This is a genomic window from Stenotrophomonas sp. 89682_Sma (assembly GCF_056481405.1).
This window is the reverse complement of record NZ_CM151147.1, coordinates 88,491-111,390: the sequence shown is the minus strand read 5'-3', so window position 1 is coordinate 111,390 and position 22,900 is coordinate 88,491. Positions and strand designations below refer to the sequence as shown.

17 protein-coding genes are annotated in these 22,900 nt (G+C 67.8%); 13 read left to right on the top strand and 4 right to left on the bottom strand.

Translation table 11 applies throughout. The annotated features are described in order from the left end of the window. Nucleotides 1–3: 3 nt before the first annotated feature. Both ACZK29_RS00475 and ACZK29_RS00470 read right to left on the bottom strand, forming a co-directional pair. Nucleotides 4–480: a SixA phosphatase family protein gene (locus ACZK29_RS00475; RefSeq protein ID WP_005407539.1), complete on the bottom strand. Its 477-nt coding sequence runs from the start codon at nt 478–480 to the stop codon at nt 4–6. Between the two features lie 49 nt (nt 481–529). Next, the gene (locus tag ACZK29_RS00470) at nt 530–1,159 is read right to left on the bottom strand and encodes a ParA family protein (RefSeq protein ID WP_005407538.1); all 630 of its coding nucleotides are present in this window, start codon (nt 1,157–1,159) and stop codon (nt 530–532) included. 122 nt (nt 1,160–1,281) lie between these two features. Here ACZK29_RS00470 and ACZK29_RS00465 point away from each other — a divergent pair, with 122 nt between their 5' ends. From ACZK29_RS00465 to ACZK29_RS00455, 3 genes are all read left to right on the top strand, one after another. Next, nucleotides 1,282–2,766, top strand: a complete 1,485-nt coding sequence (locus ACZK29_RS00465; protein WP_111203136.1) for an AAA family ATPase — start codon at nt 1,282–1,284, stop codon at nt 2,764–2,766. A 198-nt stretch (nt 2,767–2,964) separates the two neighbouring features. Further along, on the top strand, nt 2,965–3,258 hold the full coding sequence (locus ACZK29_RS00460; protein ID WP_006388655.1) for a transposase: 294 nt from the start codon (nt 2,965–2,967) through the stop codon (nt 3,256–3,258). Continuing rightward, nucleotides 3,255–4,115 (top strand): IS3 family transposase, encoded by an 861-nt coding sequence (locus ACZK29_RS00455; protein ID WP_478446525.1) that lies wholly within the window; start codon nt 3,255–3,257, stop codon nt 4,113–4,115. Before ACZK29_RS00460 ends, ACZK29_RS00455 begins: the two co-directional genes overlap by 4 nt. Before the next feature lie 492 nt (nt 4,116–4,607). Here the strand turns inward: ACZK29_RS00455 and ACZK29_RS00450 are convergent, their stop codons facing one another. Beyond that, a complete protein-coding gene (locus tag ACZK29_RS00450) occupies nt 4,608–5,243 on the bottom strand; it encodes a tetratricopeptide repeat protein (protein WP_111202430.1) in 636 nt (211 codons plus the stop codon). 171 nt (nt 5,244–5,414) lie between these two features. Between ACZK29_RS00450 and ACZK29_RS00445 the strand changes: the two genes are divergently transcribed. Further along, the gene (locus ACZK29_RS00445) at nt 5,415–9,101 is read left to right on the top strand and encodes an indolepyruvate ferredoxin oxidoreductase family protein (protein WP_111202431.1); all 3,687 of its coding nucleotides are present in this window, start codon (nt 5,415–5,417) and stop codon (nt 9,099–9,101) included. 73 nt (nt 9,102–9,174) lie between these two features. Here the strand turns inward: ACZK29_RS00445 and ACZK29_RS00440 are convergent, their stop codons facing one another. Continuing rightward, a complete protein-coding gene (locus ACZK29_RS00440) occupies nt 9,175–9,789 on the bottom strand; it encodes a DUF938 domain-containing protein (protein ID WP_111202432.1) in 615 nt (204 codons plus the stop codon). A gap of 685 nt (nt 9,790–10,474) precedes the next feature. On the opposite strand from ACZK29_RS00440, the gene ACZK29_RS00435 reads away from it, so the two are divergent. From ACZK29_RS00435 to ACZK29_RS00395, 9 genes are read left to right on the top strand one after another with little or no spacing between them, the layout of a single operon-like run. Then, on the top strand, nt 10,475–12,106 hold the full coding sequence (locus tag ACZK29_RS00435) for a TldD/PmbA family protein (RefSeq protein WP_164147271.1): 1,632 nt from the start codon (nt 10,475–10,477) through the stop codon (nt 12,104–12,106). A 31-nt stretch (nt 12,107–12,137) separates the two neighbouring features. Then, complete coding sequence (locus tag ACZK29_RS00430; protein ID WP_111204474.1) at nt 12,138–13,772, top strand: TldD/PmbA family protein; 1,635 nt, start codon at nt 12,138–12,140, stop codon at nt 13,770–13,772. 21 nt (nt 13,773–13,793) lie between these two features. Beyond that, nucleotides 13,794–15,128 (top strand): TldD/PmbA family protein, encoded by a 1,335-nt coding sequence (locus ACZK29_RS00425; protein WP_111204475.1) that lies wholly within the window; start codon nt 13,794–13,796, stop codon nt 15,126–15,128. Then, complete coding sequence (locus tag ACZK29_RS00420; protein WP_049430856.1) at nt 15,128–15,835, top strand: DUF4159 domain-containing protein; 708 nt, start codon at nt 15,128–15,130, stop codon at nt 15,833–15,835. Before ACZK29_RS00425 ends, ACZK29_RS00420 begins: the two co-directional genes overlap by 1 nt. 16 nt (nt 15,836–15,851) lie before the next feature. After that, nucleotides 15,852–16,835, top strand: coding sequence for an AAA family ATPase (locus ACZK29_RS00415; protein ID WP_111204477.1), 984 nt, complete (start codon nt 15,852–15,854; stop codon nt 16,833–16,835). Nucleotides 16,836–16,842: 7 nt separating this feature from the next. Beyond that, a complete protein-coding gene (locus ACZK29_RS00410; RefSeq protein ID WP_164147269.1) occupies nt 16,843–17,739 on the top strand; it encodes a DUF58 domain-containing protein in 897 nt (298 codons plus the stop codon). Further along, a complete protein-coding gene (locus tag ACZK29_RS00405; protein WP_164147268.1) occupies nt 17,736–18,857 on the top strand; it encodes a BatA domain-containing protein in 1,122 nt (373 codons plus the stop codon). The genes ACZK29_RS00410 and ACZK29_RS00405 overlap by 4 nt, the downstream gene beginning before the upstream one ends. Continuing rightward, nucleotides 18,854–21,019 carry a hypothetical protein gene (locus ACZK29_RS00400; RefSeq protein ID WP_478446524.1) on the top strand — a complete coding sequence of 722 codons (2,166 nt, stop codon included), beginning with the start codon at nt 18,854–18,856 and terminating at the stop codon, nt 21,017–21,019. Before ACZK29_RS00405 ends, ACZK29_RS00400 begins: the two co-directional genes overlap by 4 nt. Then, nucleotides 21,016–22,824: a hypothetical protein gene (locus tag ACZK29_RS00395; protein ID WP_478446523.1), complete on the top strand. Its 1,809-nt coding sequence runs from the start codon at nt 21,016–21,018 to the stop codon at nt 22,822–22,824. Before ACZK29_RS00400 ends, ACZK29_RS00395 begins: the two co-directional genes overlap by 4 nt. Nucleotides 22,825–22,900 lie beyond the last annotated feature (76 nt).

Below are 22,900 nucleotides of genomic sequence, written 5' to 3'. Positions count from 1 at the left end.
GGATCACGGCCACCAGAATGCGTTCAGGCTGGCCACGCCTGGCTCGATCGAGGCCTCGCGCGGGAAGCCGAGCACGGCGATGCCGGCCGGCGGCATGCCGCGGTAGTCGCTGCTGGTGCCCTCGGTCATCAACGCCACCAGCCGCTCCAGGCCCGGGTTGTGGCCGACGATCAGCACCCGGTCGAGATCACGGCGGTCGTCCACCAATGCCGCCAGGGTGCCGGGGGTGGCTTCGTAGATGCGGTCTTCCAGGCGCTTTTCCACGTAACCGATGGTGCCGAGCACGGCTTCCAGGGTTTCGCGGGTACGCCGCGCCGGTGAACACAGCACGCAGTCCGGCAGCAGGTTGTTTTCCTTCAGCCACTTGCCGGCGGCTTCGGCTTCGGCCAGCCCCACCGGCGACAACGGCCGGTCGAGGTCGGCCTGGCCGGGGGTAGCCGGTTCGGCATGGGCGTGGCGCAGCAGGATCAATTCACGCATCGCGGGTTTCCATGAAGAAGAGGATGCAGCAGAAAGAGTGACGCAGGCATCAAAGCTTGAGCCAGGACAGCAGCGGCTCCCAGTCGGCCTGGTGCTCGCGCACCTGGGCGGAGCGGTAGTCGAACAGGCTGCGGCCGAGGCCGGTCATGACCACGTAGCTCTGGCTGTCACGCAGCTGCGCGACCACCGGGTACGGCCATTCGGCCAGCATCTGCAATGCCTGCTGCGAGGTCTGGGTCCAGGGCTTGGTGCGGTTCAGGACCAGCCCGACCGGCAGCTTGCGGCTGTGCACCCGCGGGTTCTGGGCCAGACTGTTGAGGAAGCCGACGATGGCTTCGATGTCCAGCGCCGAGGGCAGCACCGGCACCACCACCGCGTCGGCAGCGTCAAGGAAATGGGGGATATCGTCGGCCAACGCACCAGCCGGTGCGTCGATGATGACGGTTTCGGTGCCATCGGGCAGCTTCTGCGCCCACTGCTTCTTCCGATACACATCAATGGGGAGCACCGCGCTTTCCAGCCCGGCACGCCGTTGCGCCCAGCGGGTGCTGGAGCCCTGAGGGTCGGCGTCGGCGATCACCGTGGCCCTGCCCTGCAATGCCGCGTACGCGGCCAGGTGGGTGGCGACGGTGGTCTTGCCCACCCCGCCCTTGGAACCGGCCACCAGGATCGTCTTCATGCCAGCCTCGCTTCCGGGTACGTGCCCCGAGCGTACACCGGCGGTGGTGACGGGAGGTAGCACCGCGCTGAACCTGCGGCCATCCCTTTGCTATCGTGGCGCCCCCGAAGGATCGAACCGGCATGAGCGAGCTGCAGGACCTGAGCGCACTGATCCGCGCCAACACCCCCCTGATCGTGATCGAGACCCAGGACGAGGGTCGCATCGTCGACCTGTTCCGGCAGACGCTGATGCACGTCTGGCGGGCGCTGCACCGGTGGTCGATCACCGAGGGCCTGCGCCGCATCGACCTGGACAGCGAAGATCCGCCGGCCGGGCCACCCGACGCCAGCGCGGCCCTGCAGATGATCCGCCAGGCCGAGCAGCGCGGGGTCTACCTGCTGCTCGATTTCCACCCCTACCTGGGCTATGCCAGCCACCAGCGCGCCTTGCGCGACCTGATCCAGCGCCGCCACAGCGAACCGCACGTGCTGGTGCTGATCGGCGCCAAGGTCGAACTGCCGGCCGAGCTGGAAGCGCTGGCGGTCCGCTTCAACCCGCGCCTGCCCGATGCCAACGCCCTGCTGAAGATGCTGCGCGAGGAGGCCGATGCCTACGCCCGCGAACACGGCGGCCGCCGCGTCGAGGTCGACAGCGAGGCGGTGAAGAAAATCCTGAAGAACCTGCAGGGCCTGAGCCTGGTCGATGCCCGGCGCATCGCCCGGCAGCTGATCTACGCCGACGGCGCGCTGCGCGACGACGACCTGCCGCAGCTGGCACGGCTGAAGTTCGAGCTGCTCAACCGCAGCGGCCACCTGTTCTTCGAGCATGACAGCGCGCGCTTCGGCGACGTGGCCGGCGCCAACCGGCTCAAGCGCTGGATCAACCAGCGGCGTGTGGCGTTCATCGCTGGCTCCGCACCGGCCGGGCTGGACCCACCGCGCGGCATGCTGCTGCTGGGCGTACAGGGCTGCGGCAAGTCGATGCTGGCCAAGGCCACCGCTGCCGGCTTTGGTGTGCCGCTGCTGCGCCTGGACGTCGGCGCGCTGTACAACAAGTACCACGGCGAGACCGAGGCCAACCTGCGCCAGGCCCTGGCCTCGGCTGAGCAGCTGGCGCCCTGCGTGCTGTGGATGGACGAAATCGAGAAGGGCCTGGCCAGCGGTGGCGAGGACGGTGGCGTGTCGCGCCGCGTGCTCGGCCATCTGCTGACCTGGATGGCCGAGCGCAAGGCACCGGTGTTCATCGTGGCCACTGCCAACCAAGTGCACGAGCTGCCTGCCGAGCTGCTGCGCAAAGGCCGCTTCGACGAGATCTTCTTCGTCGACCTGCCCTCGCCTGAGGTACGCGTGGAGCTGCTGCGGCTGCACCTGGGCCGGCGCCAGCTCAACGCCGACGACTTCGCGCTACCCGCGCTGGCGGCTGCCGCCAATGGGTTCTCCGGCGCCGAGATCGAGCAGGCGATCGTGGCCGGGCTGTACGCGGCACATGCCGAGGGCCGGCCGCTGGACACCGAGCTGCTGATGAACGAGATCCGCGCCACGCGGCCGTTGTCGGTGCTGATGGTCGAGCAGGTGGAGGCACTGCGGGCGTGGGCGTCGGGACGGACGGTTTCCGCGGACGATTGAGTTTCCGGCGAACGGCGCAGCCCCTCGTGGTTGATCGCTCAAAGCAACAGCCGTGGTTGGCCGGGCGGGGTGGGTTCGCGGGGGACGCCGTAAACCCATCCATGGGGGCTTGGCCGCGGCATCCCTGCCGCGGACTGATCTGGCCCCCCGTCAGCGGACGCCAAGAAGCGATACTTTGATCGCACCTGGAGGTCCCTTATGTCCCGTATCACCCGTCGTAGCTACACCGATGAGTTCAAGCACCAAGCCGTGGAGTTGGCCGAGTCGCTCGGGCCTGCCGCAGCAGCCCGTCAGCTGGAGATGTCGGTCAAGACGCTGGCAAATTGGCTTGACGCGGTCCGTGCTGGCCGGTCGTTGACCTCTGAGGCTCGCAGGCCGGCCACCGACCTGGAAAGCGAGATCAGCCGCCTTCGGGCCGAGAACGCCAATCTGAAGATGGAGCGGGAAATCCTAAAAAAAGCGGCGGCGTTCTTTGCCAGAGAGTCCAAGTGAGGTACGCCTTCGTCGCCAGTCAAAGGACTCACTACCCGACCAGGTTGTTGTGTCGGGTTCTTAGGGTTTCTGTCTCTGGATTCCATGATTACCTGCGCCGGCAGTGTGCCCAAACGTGCGATGTCGATTCGGCCCTCCGTACCGAGCTTCGGGCCATTCATGTGACCAGCAAGCGCAGTTATGGGCGACGTCGGCTGGTCAGGGCCTTACGAGCCAGGAATCACCCAGTCGGCCACAAGCGCGTGGCACGGTTAATGGCCGAGGAGCGAATCCAGGGCAAGACCAAAGGCCGATTCCGACCCAAGTCCTCCGGCGGCTCATCTCAGCTCGCCCCCAACCTGCTGGATCGGCAATTTGCCCCCGGAACCGGACCGACGGCGTGGGTTGGGGATATCACGTATGTCCCCACCCGCCAGGGATGGCTGCATCTGGCCGTGGTCATCAGCGTCCAGACCCGGCAGGTGCTGGGCTACAGCGTTTCCAAGCGCCTGACTGAAGAGCTGGTGGCGAAAGCATTTGCCAATGCTTGGGCTCTGCATCCACAACGACCCGGCCTGATCTTCCATTCAGATCGTGGTGGGCAGTACTGGGGGAACCAGTTTCGCCAGCTGCTGCAGTCCCATGACGTGGTCCAAAGCATGAGCCGGCCTGGCAATTGCTGGGACAACGCGGTGGCCGAGAGCTTCTTTGCGACGCTCAAGACAGAAGAGGCTGCCGAGCCTTACGCCAGTAGGGAACAAGCCAGCCAGTCCATCGCTGCTTACATCCACGGCTTCTACAATCCAGCCCGGCTACACTCGGTGCTGGGCTACCGCTCGCCTAACAACTACGCCCGGCAGCGCCGGGCTGCCGCCTGAAACGGCTTCATGGCGTCCGTTTTCAGGGGGCCAGATCAGACACCCCCGCGAACCCACCCCGCCCGGCCTCTGACAGTTTCCGGGGGCGATCAGCCACGTAGAAGAAAGAAGAAGAGCAAGAGCAAAAGCAGAACCGGTTGGCTGGCCGCTTTTTTGTAGAGCCGAGCCCACGCTCGGCTGCTCTTCGATCAGATTTCCAGTATTCGATTCCGATGCAGATTCATCCACGCATGGCGTGGATCTACCGTGTCGACCAAGGTCGACACCTACCAACAGCTGCGTCGAACCGTCAGAGGTGGGGTGGTGTGGGTTGGCAGGACCGTTGGCGCCATGGATGGCGCCATCGAGCCCCCAGGGACGGGTTTACGGCGTGTCCTGCCAACCCACACCGCCCCGCCATCCCTCGGATTGCCCGCTGTTGCTGTTGCTTCGGCTGTTGCTTCGGCTGTTGCCTCTGCGGGTGCCGGGTGCAACCCGGCCGGACCCCCTCCCTCAGGGCCAGGCCGGCGGGGCAGCCAACCACGCCTGCTGCACTTCGGCCAACGACGCACGCTCATCCTCGCGCCATTGCGGCAGCAACTGCGCATAGTTGGCACTGGTGCTCCATTGCGACGGCTCGGTGCGCACCGCCGCGGCATACCACTGCACCGCTTCCTGTTTCTGCCCCATCCGCCACAGCGCCAGCGCATAGGTCGGTGGCACCCAGCTGGGCTTGCTGCGCGCATTGCCGGCCGATGACAGCCATTGCTCCAGCGCGGCCTCCGGCCTGCCCTGGCGCAGCAGGTCCCAGCCATAGTTCCAGCGCACGCTGCGGCCCACGCTGCTCTGTGCCGGCGCCTCCTTCAAAGCCTCGCCGTACAGCTGGTCGGCCAGCTCGGCACGGCCCTGGGTGCTGGCCACCGACGCCAGCTGCACGGTGGCTTCCACCGCGCGCCGGCCACGCTCGCGCAACCTCACCAGCTGGGTGACCAGCTCATCGCCTTCGCCCTGTATCGCCACCATCGGTGCCGCCGCCAGGTCGCTGTCGAAGTAGAACTCCTGTGGTACCGGCATGGCCGGCGCGGCCCACGCCGTGGCCGCTCCCGAGGCCAGCAGCACGCTGGCCAGGATCTTTCCTGGAACTGACATCCCTTCTCCCCAGGCTGCACAACCGCAGCCTCCCTCTCTCGCCCCGATCCTAACCCCAGCAGCGGCGCGGGCGCGAGTGCCGGGACCACCACGGCCCCGCTGCTACAATTCGCGCCTTTCCCGCCGCGTGCCTGCACGCGGCCGGTGCCAGCCGATCCTACCGGGCCAGCCATGACCAGTACTGCGCAACTCACTTCGCCCTCCTCCGCCGACCTGCTCGACCGTGATTACACGCTCGACCACAAGTACACCCGCAACGAGGGGCGGATCTACCTGAGTGGCGTGCAGGCGCTGGTGCGGCTGCCACTGATGCAGCGCCTGCGCGATGCCGCCGAAGGCATCGACAGCGCCGGCTTCGTCAGTGGCTATCGTGGCAGCCCGCTGGGTGGCTTCGACCTGGAACTGTGGCGCGCGCGCAAGCATCTTGAAGCGGCGAAGGTGAAGTTCACCCCTGGCCTGAACGAGGATCTGGGCGCCACCATGGTGTGGGGCACCCAGCAGACCAACCTGTTCCCCGGCGCCAACGTGCAGGGCGTGTTCGGCATGTGGTACGGCAAGGGCCCGGGCGTGGACCGCTGCGGCGACGTGTTCAAGCATGCCAACGCGGCCGGCACCTCGCGCTACGGCGGCGTGCTGGCACTGGCTGCCGATGACCATGCCTGCCGCAGCTCGACGCTGCCGCACGGCAGCGAAGACGAATTTGTCAGCGCGATGATGCCGGTGCTGAACCCGGCCGGCGTGCAGGACATCCTCGACATGGGCCTGCTGGGCTGGGCGATGAGCCGTTACACCGGCCGTTGGGTCGGCTTCAAGACGATTGCCGAGACGGTGGAATCGTCGGCGTCGGTGCAGGTCGATCCGATGGCGCGCCGTATCGTGCTGCCGGGAGATTTCGAGATGCCGTCGGGTGGCCTCAACATCCGCTGGCCGGACCCGCCGCTGGACCAGGAGATGCGCCTGCACCGCTACGCGGTGAAGGCCGCGCAGGCGTTTGCCCGTGCCAACGGCATCGACAAGGTGGTGATGGATGCGCCGCGCGCGCGGCTGGGCATCGTCACCACCGGCAAGAGCTACCTGGACGTGCTGCAGGCGCTGGAATACCTGGGCCTGGACGAAGCGGCGTGCGCCGACATCGGTATCCGTGTGTACAAGGTCGGCATGACCTGGCCGCTGGAACCGCAGGGCATCGCGCGCTTCGCGCAGGGCCTGGAAGACATCATCGTGGTGGAGGAGAAGCGTGCCTTCATCGAGCGCCAGATGAAGGAACAGTTCTTCAACTGGCCGGCCAGCTGGGGCCAGCGCCCGTCCATCGTCGGCAAGTACGACGAGAGCGGCGAGTGGATCCTGCCGTCCACCGGCGAACTGACCCCGGCCACCATCGCCGGCGTGATCGGTCGCCGCATCCAGAAGTTCTTCAACAACGAATCGATTGAACAGCGCCTCCAGTGGATGCAGGAAAAGGAAGCCGAGCTTGCGTTGCCGCGCGCCAGTTTCCCGCGCGTGCCGCACTACTGCTCCGGCTGCCCGCACAACACCTCCACCACCGTGCCGGAAGGCTCGCGTGCGCTGGCCGGCATCGGTTGCCATTACATGGTGACCTGGATGGACCGCAGCACCGACACCTTCACCCACATGGGCGGCGAAGGCGTGACCTGGGCCGGGCAGGCGCCGTTCACCGATACCCCGCACGTGTTCCAGAACCTGGGCGACGGCACCTATTTCCACAGTGGTTCGCTGGCGATCCGCCAGGCGGTCGCGGCCGGCGTCAACATCACCTACAAGATCCTCTACAACGATGCGGTGGCGATGACCGGCGGCCAGCCGGTGGACGGCCCACTGAGCGTGCCCGACATCGCACGGCAGATGCGCGCCGAAGGCATCCACACCATCGTGGTGCTGTCGGACAACATCGGCAAGTGGACCGGCCAGCGCGAACACTTCCCCAGCGACGTCGAGTTCCACGACCGCAGCGAGCTGGATGCCGTGCAGAAGCGCCTGCGCGAAGTGAAGGGTGTTTCGATCCTGATCTACGAACAGACCTGCGCCACCGAGAAGCGCCGCCGCCGCAAGCGCGGCAAGCTGGAAGACCCGCAGAAGCGGGTGCTGATCAACTCGCTGGTGTGCGAAGGCTGCGGCGACTGCGGCAAGAAGAGTTTCTGCGTGTCGGTGCTGCCGAAGGAAACCGAGTTCGGGCGCAAGCGCGAAATCGACCAGTCGAACTGCAACAAGGACTATTCGTGCGTGAACGGCTTCTGCCCGAGCTTCGTCACCGTGCACGGCGGCCAGCCGCGCAAGGGCAGCAAGCGTGATGCCTCCACGCTGCTGGACAACCTGCCGGCGCCGACCATCCGCGGCACACTGGAACAGCCCTGGAACATCCTGATCACCGGCGTCGGCGGCACTGGCGTGGTGACCATCGGCGCGCTGCTGGGCATGGCCGGCCACCTGGAGGGTAAGGGCGCGACCGTGCTCGACCAGACCGGACTGGCGCAGAAGGGTGGCGCGGTGACCACGCACATCCGCATCGCACGCCGCCCGGATGACATCCACGCCGTGCGTATCGCCGCCGGTGAGGCCGACCTGGTGCTGGGCTGCGACATGGTGGTGGTCAACGACTACTGGGCACTGTCCAAGGTGCGCGCCGGTCGTTCGCAGGTGGTGCTGAACACCTACGAAGCGATGCCGGGCACCTTCACCACCCGTCCGGACATGCAATTCCCCGCCGCCGACATCGTCGCCGGCGTGCGCGTGGCCCTGGGCGGCCAGGAGCCGCTGCTGCTGGATGCTACCCAGCTGGCCACCGCGCTGCTGGGCGATGCCATCGCCGCCAACCTGTTCATCCTCGGCTACGCCTGGCAGCAGGGGCTGGTGCCGCTGTCGTTCGAGTCGCTGATGCGCGCCATCGAGCTGAATGGCGCGGCCGTGGCGATGAACCAGCAGGCGTTCGCCTGGGGTCGCCTGGCCGTGGTCGATCCGCAGGCCGTGCAGCAGGCCGCCGGCCTGGTGCGCAACCGCCACACCGATACCGAATCCACCCCGGGCCCGCTGCACCCGTTGCCGCCGGGCGAGTGGGAAGGCAACGAATGGGGTGCAACCGCCGCACCGCGCAACACCGCTGACGAACGCGAGCTGCGCGGCCTGCCCTCGCATGGCGGCGACGTGGCGTTCCTGCCGCTGGACGACGCGCGCCTGTCGCGTTCGCTGGACGAAATGATCGAGCGCCGCGCCGCCTTCCTGGTCGAGTACCAGGATGCCGCCTATGCCAACCGCTACCGCGACCTGGTGGCACGCGTGCGCGCCACCGAGGCCGACCGCATCGGCGGCTCCACTGCGTTGACCGAGACGGTAGCCCGCTACCTGTTCAAGCTGATGGCCTACAAGGACGAGTACGAAGTGGCGCGCCTGTACACCAGCGGCGACTTCCAGCGCCGCCTGCAACAGCAGTTCGAGGGCGACTACCAGCTGCGCTTCCACCTGGCACCGCCGCTGTTCGCGAAGAAGGACGAGCAGGGCCGGTTGCTGAAGAAGGAATACGGTCCGTGGATGTTCAAGGCCTTCGGTCTGCTGGCGAAGCTGAAGTTCCTGCGCGGCGGACGCTTCGATGTGTTCGGGCGCACCGACGAGCGCCGCATGGAGCGCAAGCTGATCGGTGACTACGAGGCGACCGTGCAGGTGCTGCTGGACGGCCTGGATGACGACCGCCTGGCACTGGCGGTGGAGATCGCCAGCATTCCCGAGCACATCCGCGGCTTCGGCCACGTCAAGGAAGCCCACTTCGCGCAGGCCAAGGCGCGCGAAGCTGCCCTGCTGGCGCAGTGGCGCAACCCGAAGGCGCTGCATATCGTGCAGGTGGCCTGATGGTAGTGCCGGCCGCTGGCCGGCATCCCTCCTGGCAATCGGTTGCCGGCCAGCGGCCGGTACTACCGGCGGTTTACCCCAACCGCCACAGCAATAGCCGGTTGTTGGCCGGCATCGCCACGTCGCCCAGGCGGGTGAAGCCATTGTCGGCCGCCAGCGCCTGCACCGCTTCGCTATCGCGGATACCGCTGCGCGGGGCGCGCGCCTTCAGCCAGCCATCGAACTGTGCGTTGCTGTCGCTGGTGTAGCGACCGCCGTAGTTGAACGGGCCATACACCGCCAGCAGCGCGCCATGGCGCAGCACCGGTGGCAGCGCGACGAACAGCGCCTGCACGTAGTCCCAGCCCATGATGTGCAACGTGTTGGCGCTGAACGCGGCGTCGAACGTACTTCCCTCCGGCAGGCTCAACCCGGGCGCCGGCGGCAGTTCCACCTGCAGCGCCACCGGCGGCAGCAGATTCAGCAAGGCTGCTTCGGCACGCCATGCCTCGATGCCAGGGAGATGATCCGGGTGATCACTGGGCTGCCAGCGCAACCACGGCCAGCGCTCGGCGAAGAAGGCCGCGTGCTGGCCGGTACCACTGCCGATCTCCAGCACCCGGTGGCGGTCGCCCATCCACGGGTCGAGCGCGGTGGCGATGGGATCGCGGTTGCGCTCGCAGGCTTCTGAATACGGCTTGCTCGACATCGAGACGGCGTCCAGGCGGGGTCGGCCCCATTGTGCACGAGGGGGTGTTGCTCGGCAGGGCTGCGCCCTGCACCCGCCGAAGCCAGAGCCAGAGCCAGAGCCAGAGCAACATCAAAAGCTGGCATTCCGTGGGATGGCAGGGTGGGTCCGGTTGCGGGGGACGCCGTAAACCCGTCCTTGGGGGCTTGGCCGCGGCATCCATGCCGCGGACACCCCCGCAACCGGACCCACCCCGCCTTCGACAGTTTTCTGCGGTCTGTTGGAACGGCATTGGGGTCAGATCCGTTTTCCGCAGGAAAACGGATCTGACCCCGGATTCATTTCGATATCTGACAGATTGTGTCGACCAAGGTCGACACCCACCAACAGCACACGGAACCTGTCGAAGGTGGGGCGGTGTCGGATTGCGGGGTGTCAGCCGCATGGATGCGGCTGCCAAGCCTACACGGACGTACTTGCGGCGTCCCCGCAATCCGACACCGCCCCACCAACCCACGGATAGCCCGCTTTTGACGTTGACGTTGCCCTGGCTTGAAGCAGGTGCAGGGCTGCAAGCCCTGCCGAAACCCTCCCCAACCATGACTGCAGTCACTTGCCCGAAGCCGCCGCGCTGGCGAAAGTCGGGCAGTTGACGTGATCGGTCCGGCCCGTTGCCAACCGCACGCAAGCGAGAGAGAGAAACGCTGTGCAACGACGTGAGTTCCTGGCTTTTTCCGGTCTGGGCCTGGCGGGCCTGCTGCTGCCGCATTCCCGTGCCATCGCCGCCGAGCAGCTGCTGGCGCCGGTCGATACCGCCCAGCGCCGGCGCCTGGCCGAGGTCGCGCTGGCAGCCGCACGCAGCGCCAAGGCCAGCTACTGCGATGTGCGCATCGGCCGCTACCTCAACCAGTCGGTCATCACCCGCGAGCATCAGGTCGGCAATGTGACCAACCGCGAGTCGTCCGGCGTGGGCGTGCGCGTGATCGTCAACGGCGCCTGGGGCTTCGCCGCCACCCATCAGCAGACCGAGGCCGCCGTGCGTGCCGCGGTCGAGCAGGCCGCCGCGATCGCGCGCGCCAACGCCGCCATCCAGACCCGGCCGGTGCAGCTGGCACCCACCCCGGCGGTCGGCGAGGTGCGCTGGCAGACGCCGGTGCGCCGCAACGCGATGGCGGTGCCGATCCAGGACAAGGTCGAGCTGTTGCTGGCGCTCAACGCTGCGGCGCTGAATGCGGGTGCCGACTACATCAATTCCACCCTGTTCCTGGTCAACGAACAGAAGTACTTCGCGTCCAGCGACGGCTCGTTCATCGATCAGGACATCCATCGCATCTGGCTGCCGTTCACCGCCACCGCCATCGACAAGGCCAGCGGCAGGTTCCGCACCCGCGCCGGCCTGTCCTCGCCGATGGGCATGGGCTACGAATTCCTCGACGGCGATGCGCGCGGCAAGGTGCAGCTGCCCGGCGGCATTACCGCCTATCGCGATTCCTATGATCCGGTCGAGGACGCCATTGCCGCCGCCCGCCACGCGCGCGAGAAGCTGAAGGCGCCCTCGGTGAAGCCCGGCAAGTACGACCTGGTGCTGGACCCCTCCAACCTGTTCCTGACCATCCACGAGAACGTTGGCCACCCGCTGGAACTGGACCGCGTGCTCGGCTACGAGGCCAACTACGCCGGCACCAGCTTCGCCACGCTCGACAAGCGCGATGCCGGCTTCCGCTGGGGCAGCGATATCGTCACCTTCTTCGCCGACAAGACACAGCCCGGCAGCCTCGGCGCGGTCGGCTACGACGACGAAGGGGTGAAGACCCAGCGCTGGGACCTGGTGCGCGACGGCATCCTGGTCGACTACCAGGCCACCCGCGATGAAGCCCATATCCTCGGCCGCGATGCATCGCACGGCTGCAGCTATGCCGATTCGTGGTCCAGCGTGCAGTTCCAGCGCATGGCCAACGTTTCGCTGGCACCGGGCCGGACGCCGCTCAGCGTCGAGGACATGATCAAGGACGTGGAGAACGGCATCTGGATCCACGGCCGCGGTTCGTATTCGATCGACCAGCAGCGCTACAACGCGCAGTTCGGTGGCCAGCTGTACTACCAGATCAAGGACGGAAAGATCGCCGGCATGGTCGAGGATGCGGCCTACCAGATCCGCACGCCGGAATTCTGGAATGCCTGCACCGCCATCTGCGATGAGCGTGACTTCCGCCTGGGCGGTTCGTTCTTCGATGGCAAGGGCCAGCCCGGCCAGGTCTCGGCGGTCTCGCACGGTTCGTCCACCACCCGCTTCAACGGCATCAACATCATCAACACCGCGCGCAGTCTCGGCGCTTGAGCCACCCATCCTTTCGACATGGAGAGCAGCCTTGCAAAGACGTGACTTCCTGGCCCTGACCGGGCTTACCGCGGGCGGGTTGATCGTGCCCTCCTTCTTCGGCAAGGTGATCGCCGCCGAGCAGCTGCAGTCCAGCCTCGACCCGGCGCTGAAGAAGCGCCTGGCCGACGCCGCCCTGCAGGCCGCACGCAGCGCTGGCGCCACCTACTGCGACGTGCGCATCGGCCGCTACCTGCGGCAGTTCGTGATCACCCGCGAGGATAAGGTGCAGAACGTGGTGAACACCGAGTCCACCGGCGTGGGCATCCGTGTGATCGTCAATGGTGCGTGGGGCTTCGCCGCCACCAACGCGCTGGGCACTGCCGATGTGGCCAAGGCCGCCCAGCAGGCGGCGGCCATCGCCAAGGCCAACGCCGGCGTGCAGACCGCACCGGTGCAGCTGGCCAAGGCACCGGGCGTGGGCGAAGTGAGCTGGCGCACGCCGATCCGCAAGAATGCGATGGAGGTGCCGATCAAGGAAAAGGTCGGCCTGCTGCTGGACGTCAACGCTGCAGCAATGGGCGCCGGTGCCAGCTTCGTCAACTCGATGCTGTTCCTGGTCAACGAGCAGAAGTACTTCGCTTCCACCGATGGTTCCTACATCGACCAGGACGTGCACCGCATCTGGGCGCCGATGACGGTCACCGCCATCGACAAGTCCAGCGGCAAGTTCCGTACCCGTTCGGGCCTGTCCTCGCCGATGGGCCTGGGATACGAGTACCTGGATGGCGCCACCGCCGGCAAGGTGGTCGGCCCCAATGGCGTGGTCAACTACAGTTCTTCCTACGACATGAAGGAAGACGCCATCGCCGCCGCCAGGCAGGCGCAGGAGAAGCTGAAGGCACCGTCGGTGAAGCCGGGCAAGTACGACCTGGTGCTCGACCCGTCGCACACCTGGCTGACCATCCACGAGTCGATCGGGCACCCGCTGGAACTGGACCGCGTGCTCGGCTACGAAGCCAACTATGCCGGCACCAGCTTCGCCACCCTGGACAAGCGCGAACAGCATTTCCAGTACGGCAGCGAGCTGGTCAACATCTTCGCCGACAAGACCCAGCCGGGCAGCCTCGGCGCGGTGGCGTACGACGATGAAGGCGTGAAGTGCAAGCGCTGGGACCTGATCAGCAACGGCAAGCTGGTGGACTACCAGACCATCCGGGACCAGGCCCACATCCTCGGCAAGAACGAGTCCGACGGCTGCTGCTACGCCGACTCGTGGTCCAGCGTGCAGTTCCAGCGCATGGCCAACGTGTCGATGGCGCCGGGCAAGAAGCCGCTGAGCGTGCCGGACCTGATCAAGGACGTGGAGAACGGCATCTACATCATCGGTGACGGTTCGTTCTCGATCGACCAGCAGCGCTACAACGCGCAGTTCGGCGGCCAGCTGTTCTACGAGATCAAGAACGGCCAGATCACCCGCATGCTGGAAGACGTGGCCTACCAGATCCGCACGCCGGAGTTCTGGAACGCCTGCACTGCCGTGGCCGACGAGCGCGACTACCGCCTGGGCGGTTCGTTCTTCGACGGCAAGGGCCAGCCGGGCCAGGTCTCGGCGGTCTCGCACGGTTCTTCCACCGCGCGCTTCAACGGCATCAACGTCATCAACACCGCACGCAGCCTCGGCTGATCGGTCAGGAGCCCTTACACCATGAGTATCTTCACCGAAGCCCAGGCCAAGGCCATCCTTGACAAGGTCATTGCCCTGTCCAAGGCCGATGAGTGCACCGCCGTGCTGGCCGGCGCGATCGACGGCAACATCCGTTTCGCACTGAACAACGTTTCCACCAGCGGGATTGTCGATAACACCGAACTGGCCGTCACCGTCGCCTTCGGCAAGCGCGTGGGCACTGCCTCGATCAACGAGTTCGACGATGCCGCGCTGGAACGCGTGGTACGCCGCGCCGAAGACCTGGCGCGCCTGGCCCCGGAGAACCCGGAGTTCATGCCGGCCATCGGCAAGCAGAGCTACCGCGCCAGCCCGACCTTCAGCGAATCCACGGCCGCAATCGATCCGGCCTTCCGTGCCAAGGTTGCCGCCGATTCAATCGCGCCGTGCCGTGGCCATGGCCTGATCGCCGCCGGCTTCCTCGAAGACGGCCAGGGCTTCCAGGCCACCGCCAACAGCAACGGCAACTTCGCCTACCAGCGCACCACCAACTTCAATTACACCTGCACCGTGCGTACCGAAGATGGCCGTGGTTCGGGCTGGGTCGGCCGCAACCTGAAGGATGCGGCGGACTTCAAGGCGGACCAGGACATCCGCATCGCCATGCGCAAGGCCACTGAATCGGCCGAGGCCAAGGCGCTGGAGCCGGGCAAGTACACGGTCATCCTGGAACCGGCAGCGGCGGCGGGCCTGATCAGCTTCATGATGAATTTCTTCAGCGCCCGTTCGGCCGATGAAGGCCGCAGCTTCCTGTCCAAGAAGGGCGGCGGCAACAAGCTGGGCGAGCAGGTCTATGACCCGCGCGTGACCATGATCGCCGACCCGTGGCATCCGGACGCACCGGTGCTGCCTTGGGACAACGAGGGCCTGCCCCGCGAGCGCATGGCCATCATCGAAAACGGCAAGATCGCCAACCTGGACTACTCGCGCTTCTGGGCGCAGAAGCAGGGCAAGACCGCCAAGGCGTCACCGGGCAACCTGCTGATGAGCGGTGGTGACAAGAGCACCGCCGAGCTGGTGCGCGGCACTCAGAAGGGCATCCTGGTCACCCGCACCTGGTACATCCGCATGGTCGATCCGCAGACCGTGCTGCTGACCGGCCTGACCCGCGACGGCACCTTCTACATCGAGAACGGCCAGATCAAGCATCCGGTGAAGAACTTCCGCTTCAACGAATCGCCGGTGATCATGCTCAACAACATCGAAGAGCTGGGCAAGCCGGTGCGCGTGGCCGGTGATGAATCCAGCTACGTGATGATGATCCCGCCGATGAAGCTGCGCGATTTCACCTTCACCTCGCTGTCCGACGCCGTCTGATGGATCGCCGGGCCTGCCTGCGCTGGTTGGCCGCTGCCGCTTCGGCGGCGGCGCTGCCGGCCTGGGCACAGGCAGGCCCGCGCAGTTCGCGCTACGACTTCTGGTTCACCCGCCTGCAGTACGACTCCGGTGACTGGGACGTGGATGCGCGCATGCCGTCCAACCTGATCACCTCGCTGATCGACTACACCTCGCTGCGGGTGGATCCGCAGGAACACGTGGTGGCACTGGCCGACCCGCGCATGCTGGAAGCGCCGTTCTGCTACCTGGCAGGGCACACGCTGGTCGAGTTCAATGCCGCCGAACGGCAGAACTTCGTGCGCTACGTGCGCAACGGCGGCTTCGTCTTCGTCGATGACTGCAACCATGACATCGACGGGTTGTTCGCCACCTCGTTCGAAGCGCAGATGGGTCGCCTGTTCGGGCCCAGGGCATTGCAGAAACTGCCCAACAGCCACGCGCTGTACCGCAGCTTCTTCCGTTTCCCCGACGGCCCGCCCGCGACCAGCTTCGAGCTCAACGGCTGGGGCGACGACCTGGTGCACGACTACCTGAAGGGCATCGAGGTCGATGGCCGCCTGGGCCTGCTCTACAGCAACAAGGACTATGGCTGCGAGTGGGACTACGACTGGCGCAACAAGCGTTTCCTGGCCGAAGACAACACCCGCTTCGGCGTCAACATCGTGATGTACGCGTTGAACAACTGATAGGACCTGCACGCCCATGACCGCCCCCGACCTCGATTCCCTGCTGCCGCGCCTGCACGATCTGCGCGCTGCGCTCGCACGCGCGGTGGTGGGCCAGAACACCGTGGTCGAGCAGCTGCTGATCGGCCTGCTGGCCGGCGGCCACTGCCTGCTGGAAGGTGCGCCCGGGTTGGGCAAGACGCTGCTGGTGCGCTCGCTCGGCCAGGCCCTGGAACTGCAGTTCCGGCGGGTGCAGTTCACCCCGGATCTGATGCCCAGCGACATCCTCGGCACCGAGCTGCTGGAGGAAGACCACGGTACCGGCCATCGCCATTTCCGTTTCCAGCAGGGCCCGATCTTCACCCACCTGCTGCTGGCCGACGAACTCAACCGCACCCCGCCCAAGACCCAGGCCGCACTGCTGGAGGCGATGCAGGAGCGCACGGTCAGCTACGCCGGCACCACCTACGCACTACCCGCGCCGTTCTTCGTGCTGGCCACGCAGAACCCGATCGAGCAGGCCGGCACCTACCCGCTGCCGGAAGCGCAGCTGGACCGCTTCCTGCTGCACGTGCTGGTGGATTACCCCAGCGAGGACGAGGAACGGCAGATCCTGGAGCAGACCACCGGCGGCACCACCGACACGGTGCCGAAGGTGATGGATGCCGAGGCGGTGATCGCACTGCAGGCCGCGGTGCGCCAGGTGCATGTCAGCCCCGATGTGCTGGCGTGGATCACCCGCCTGGTACGTGCCAGCCGGCCTGGCGAAGGCGCACCGGCAGCGATCAACCAGTGGGTGAAGTGGGGTGCGGGCCCGCGTGCCGGCCAGTCGCTGGTGCTGGCAGCGAAAGCACGCGCGTTGCTGCAGGGCCGCTTCGCCGCCACCCGCGAGGATGTGCAGGCACTGGCTGCGCCGGTGATGCGCCATCGCCTGCTGCTGTCGTTCGCCGCCGAGGCCGAGCAGAAGTGTGCCGACGACGTGGTCGCCGCGCTGCTGCAGGCCGTGCCGTTCCCGGGTTGAGCCACGCGTGAACGCAGGTACGCCGTTGATCCTGCCGCCGGAACTGCGTGCGCGCCTGCGCCTGCTGCGGTTGCGGCCGCGCCTGGCCAACGGGGCAAGCGGCATCGGCCAGCACGCCAGCCGCAGCCGCGGTGCCGGCCTGGAATTCGCCCAGTACCGTGCCTACGAACCGGGTGACGAGCTGCGCCAGATCGACTGGAAGCTGTATGCGCGCTCGGACCGCTTCTTCGTGCGCGAGTCCGAACGCGAAAGCCCGATCACGGTCTGGCTGCTGCTCGATGCCACCGCCTCGGCCGGCCAGGCTGATCGCGCGGCACCGCAGCGCACGCGACTGGACCACATGCGTGGCGTGGCCGCATGCCTGGTTGAACTGGCCCTGCAACAGGGTGATCGCTTCGGCCTGCTGGCGATCAATGGCGATGGCCTGCAACTGGTACCCGCGGCGAACGGCGCGCGCCAGCGCGACCGTGTGTATCTGCAGTTGCAAGCGCTGCAGGCACGAGGTGGCTGGCCTGCGCCTGATCGCCTGCGGCCGCTGTGGGAACGGGTGCGTCCAGGCGACCTGCTGCTGGCGATCGGTGATGGCTTCGATGAGGCCGGTATCGTGCTGCTGGAACAACTGGCCAGCGCCCGCCGCGAAGTGGCATTGCTGCAGATCCTGACCGCTGACGAGCGCGATTTCCCGTTCGACGCCGGCCACCGCTTCCGCGACCCGGAAACCGGCGAAGAACTGCTGGGAGATGGCGCGGCGATCCGCACCGACTACCTGCAGCGCTTCGCCGATGCACGCAGCGCGCTGCAGGCGCGCCTGCAGGCCAGTGGCATCGCCAGCGCCAGCGGTTGGCTCGACCAGCCACTGGACCAGCCGCTGCAGGCGCTGTTCGGCCTTGGGGGCGGCGCATGAACCTGTTGTTCCCGCTGGGCCTGGCCGCGCTCGCCGCATGGCTGCTGCCGTTGTTGATCCACCTCGCCCGCCGCCATCCGTACACGCCGCTGGATTTCGCCGCGCTGCGCTGGCTGAGCGCGCAGATCCGGCCGCGCCAGCGCATCCGCTTCGATGACTGGCCGCTGCTGCTGGTGCGGCTGCTACTGCTGGCCGCGCTGGCGCTGTTGCTGGCGCGGCCGGCGTTGACTGGCCCTGCGCCGGTCCCCGCTGCATGGACCGTGGTGGCCCCAGGACTGGATGCCGCCGCACTGCGTGGCACCGTCAACGATGGCAACTGGCATTGGCTGGCAACCGGCTTCCCCTCCATCGACCAGGCACCGCTGGCCTCCAATGCCTCCCTGCCCAGCCTGCTGCGCGAACTGGATGCCCAGCTGCCGGCGGGTACCGCGCTGACCGTGCACGTGCCCGATCCGCTGCCCGGCCTGGACGGCGCACGCCTGCAGCTGTCGCGCGATGTGCAGTGGCACCCGCATGCCGTCGCGGCCCCAGCTACACAGGCCGCCACGACGCCGCCACGGCTGCGCGTGCACGCCGATGCGCCCGCCGGGGTGCAGCGCTGGATCGGTGCACTGCAGCGGGCCTGGGGCGTGCAGACACCCTCGGCACCGTTGACGGCCGATGCCTTGCCCGAACGCGGCGAGATCGGTGTCTGGAGCCGCAGCGACGCACTGCCGCCGCACTGGCAGGCGTGGCTGCACGACGGCGGCAGCGTACTGAGCGCTGCAAAACCTGCCACCGAGGCCAGTGTGCTGCTGCGCAGCGCCGATGGCGCGCCGCTGCTCTGGCAACAGCGCGTCGGCCACGGACGCTTGCTGTCACTGCCCGGTGACTGGGACATCACCACCCATGCCGCGTTGCGCGACGCGCAGCTGCCACGCTCGCTGCTGCTGGCACTGCAACCGCCATCGCCCCCACGCGTGGGGGATGCAACAGACCACGCGCCCCGCCAGACCGCCCTGCCAGCCTCGACGCCGCCGCTGCGTGAGCCGACCGCATGGCTGCTGCTGGCCATCGTGCTGCTGTTCGCCGTCGAACGCTGGATGGCCAGCAGCGCCCGGCGCAGGGAGGCGGCATGAACGCGTTGCAACGTGCCTGGCAGCGTGCGCGGCGCCGGCGCGCCCTGATCACCCTGCTGCTTGGCCTGCCGTTGGCGCTGGCCGCCACCGCGCTGGCCCTGCGCCTGTCCGGCTTCGATCTGGCCTGCGTGGCTGGGACGCTCGTCGTGCTCGCCTGCGCCGCCGTTGCGACGGCGCGTGCCCGGCAGCTCGACCGTCGGTGGCTGCAGCGGCAACTTGATGCCAGCGGCACCAGCGAGGACAGCGCGGACCTGCTGTTCGCCGAAGCCGCCACGCTCAATCCGCTGCAGCAGCGCCAACGCACGCACGTGCTGGCCACGCTGGAGCGCCGCATGCCGGAGCTGCGACCGCGCTGGCCGCGCGCGGCGCTGGCCTTGTGCTGGATTGCGGGCCTGACCATCGCACTGCTGGCATTCGGCTGGCCTCGCCCGAACAGCGGCCCCGTCGCCGTTGCACCCACGGCGCGTGACAACACCCTGCCCGCGGGTCCACTTCACCTGCAATCCAGCCGCCTGCGCATCGACGCACCGGCCTATACCGGCCAGGCCACACTCACCCAGAATGCGCTGGATGCCAAGGTTGCCGCCGACAGCCGGCTGTCGTGGTCGTTGCGCTTCGACCGTGCACCGGACAAGGCGTGGCTGCAGTTCCACGATGGCCGTCGCCTGCCGCTGAGCGAACGCGATGGCCAATGGCAGGCACAGGACGTGGCGCGCACGCCGGCGCTGTATCGCGTGGTGAGCGAACCGGCACTGGCCGAGACGCGCCTGCATCGGCTGGACGTGGTGGCCGACCGTGCACCCTCCGTGCGCGTGCTGGAACCGGCGGCCAGCCTGGTGCTGGCCACGCCCGGGCAGCGCCAATGGTCGCTGCGCTTCGAGGCCAGTGACGACTACGGCGTGGCCGCACCGGCAACGCTGTCGATCACGACCACCCAGGGCAGCGGTGAGAACATCACCTTCGTCCGTCGCAACGTCAGCCTCACCGGCAGTGGCGAGCCGACCGCACGACGCTTCGCACATACGCTCGACCTCGCCGCACTGGGCGCGCAGCCCGGCAACGATGTGATCGCCCAGCTTGAGGTGCGCGACAATCACGCACCCACGCCACAGACGGGGCGCAGCAGCAGCGTGATTCTGCGCCTGCCCAGTGCCGAGGTCGCGCTGGGTGCCGAACTGGAAGGACGCATCAAGAAGACGCTGCCGGCCTACTTCCGCAGCCAGCGACAGATCATCATCGATGCCGAGGCGTTGATCCGGCAGCGGCGCGGTCTCGCCGCTGATGACTTCATCAAGCGCAGCGATGCGATCGGTGTCGACCAGCGCATCCTGCGCCTGCGCTACGGCCAGTTCCTGGGCGAGGAAAGCGAAGGCGCCCCGAAGCCGCCGCCGACCAGCGACCTGCCCACCAGCGATGCGCCGCCCGCAGATGGCCACGACGACGATCACGAGCACGGCCATGGCGCGCAGGCCGATGCGCACGACGACCATGGCCATGACCATGGCGGTACAGCCAACGCAGATACCCCGCCGGTGTTCGGCAGCGCGACCGACGTGCTTTCCGAGTACGGACACACCCACGACCACGCCGAGGCGGCCACCCTGCTCGACCCGCAGACCCGTGCCACGCTGAAGGCCGCGCTGGACCAGATGTGGTCGGCTGAAGGCGAGCTGCGCCAGGGCCGGCCGGAGCAGGCGCTGCCATTCGCCTACAAGGCGCTGGGCTTCATCAAGCAGGTGCAGCAGGCCGAGCGCATCTACCTTGCCCGGGTCGGGCCGGAGCTGCCCCCCATCGATGAAGGCCGCCGGCTGGGCGGTAATCGCGCCGGGCTGTCCAGCCGTGAACTGCCGCTGGCCGCGCGCACGCCGCCGGACCCGGCCATTGTCGAAGCCTGGCAGCGTCTCGGCGATGACATCGGCACACCCGATCTCGATGCGCTCGCGACCTGGCAGCAACGCAACGCTACCTACCTGCCCGATGCACTGGACCTGGCTGCCGCCATCGAGCAGCTGCGCATCGAGCCCGGCTGCCGCGACTGCCGCCAGCGCCTGCGTGCGCAGCTGTGGCGTGCCCTGCAGCGTCCGTTGCCGCAGGTAATGCGGCGCAGTGCAGCCGATGCGATGGGGCAACGGTATCTCGACGCGCTGGAGGCGCAGCCATGAGCGCCTCCGGTCCGAACCTGTGGATTGCGCTGGCACTCGCCCTGGTCGTGGTCATCGCCAGCGTGCGCCAGTTGCATGGAAGCACAACGCACCCAGGCCGCCGCTGGATCATCATCGCGCTGCAGATCGTCGCTGCCACGCTGCTGTATTTCTGCCTGGTGCCACCTACCCATCAGCAACCCGCCGCCGGCCTGGTCGTGCTCGGCGCCGAGGCCGACAAGGCAGGCGCACCGCCGGCCAGCGAAGGTCCGCTGCTGCTGTTGCCGGAAGCGGGCGATGTACCTGGTGGACAGCGTATCCCCGACCTGGCCACCGGGCTGCGCCAACACCCCGCCTCCACGCTCACCCTCGTTGGCGCCGGCCTGGTCGCACGCGATCGCGACGCGGCGTTGCCGGGTGACGTGCGCTGGCAGGCAGCACCCGCACCGCGCGGCTGGGTCGCGCTGCAGCCACCGGCCGACGTTGCTCCCGGCGGACGCTTCGAGGTACAGGCGCAGTCGCGCGGCGCGGCAAAGGCGAAGGCCGAGCTGCTGGACCCGGCCGACACCGTGGTCGATCGCGCAGACGTTGCCGAAGACGGCAGCGTCCAGCTCACCGGCATCGCCCGCGCCGAAGGCCGCAGCGTGTTCCGGCTGCGCCTGCTCGACACCGAAGGCCATGTGGTGGATACCGTACCGGTGCCGCAGCAGACCCTGCCGGCAGCGCCCTTGCGCCTGTTGGTGCGTGCCAGCGCACCCGGCCCGGAACTGAAGTACCTGCGGCGCTGGGCCGCTGACGGCGGCCTGCGCGTGCAGGTGCAGGCCGATACCGGTGCCGGGCTCAGCGTGGGCGACGGCGTGGTCTCGCTGGATGCTGCAACGCTGGCGCGCAGCGACCTGCTGCTGCTGGACGAACGCGGCCTGGCGGCCCTGAGTGCAGGCCAGCTGGCCGCCGTGCGCCAGGCGCTGCACGACGGTCTGGGTGTACTGGTACGCAGTGCGGGGGCGCCTTCGGCCAGCGCGCGCCAGCGCCTGCACGATCTTGGCCTGCCCGTGCAGGGCGATGGCAGCGGCCACACCCTCGAACTTCCCGGCGACGGTGACAGCGCAGTCCTTGCCGCGCGCCGTGGCCCGCTTGCCGCCGGCACACTGCCGACCGGCTACGGCGAAGAGGCTGACCGCAGCTCGCACAGTGCTGCGCTGCCTTCGCTGGAAGCACTGGGGTTGCAGGCGCCGGGCAGCAACGCACTGCTGCACGATCGGGGCGGCAAGGCCGTCGGCGGCTGGCGCGCGGCCGGCAAGGGGCGCATCGGCCTGCTGCCCATCACCGACAGCTGGCGTTGGGTGCTGGCCGGCCGCGATGACCGCCACGGCGAACTGTGGAGCGGCGTGGTGGCCACGCTGGCACGCGCGCAGGGCAGCGGTGATGAGCTGTGGTCACCACAGGCGGTTGCCTGGGCCGGCGAACGGCAGACGCTGTGTGGCGTGCAGGCGCCGCTGCAGGCCTTCAACCCGCGTGGCGACGGCGTGCCGCTGATCGTCGATGGTGCGACATCGGCGCTGCGTTGTGCCGGCTGGTGGCCACGTGGCGCAGGTTGGCAGCGCCTGCAGCATGGGGACAGTATCGTCTGGCGCTATGCATTCGACCCGAAGGACGCGCCCGCACTGCATCGGCAGGCGATGATCGATGCGACCACGCAGGCGCTGGCCCGCAGCACGCCCGCGAATGCACAGGCCACACAGCCGGTGGCTGGCTCGCGCTGGCCATGGTGGCTGGCCTTCGTGCTGTGCGCCTCGCTGCTGTGGTGGCTGGAACGACGGCGGTAACTTCGGGGTCGGATCCCTTTCGCCCGCGAGAGGGCTCTGATCCCGCCGATGGGTCCGCGAACCGCATCCACGCATG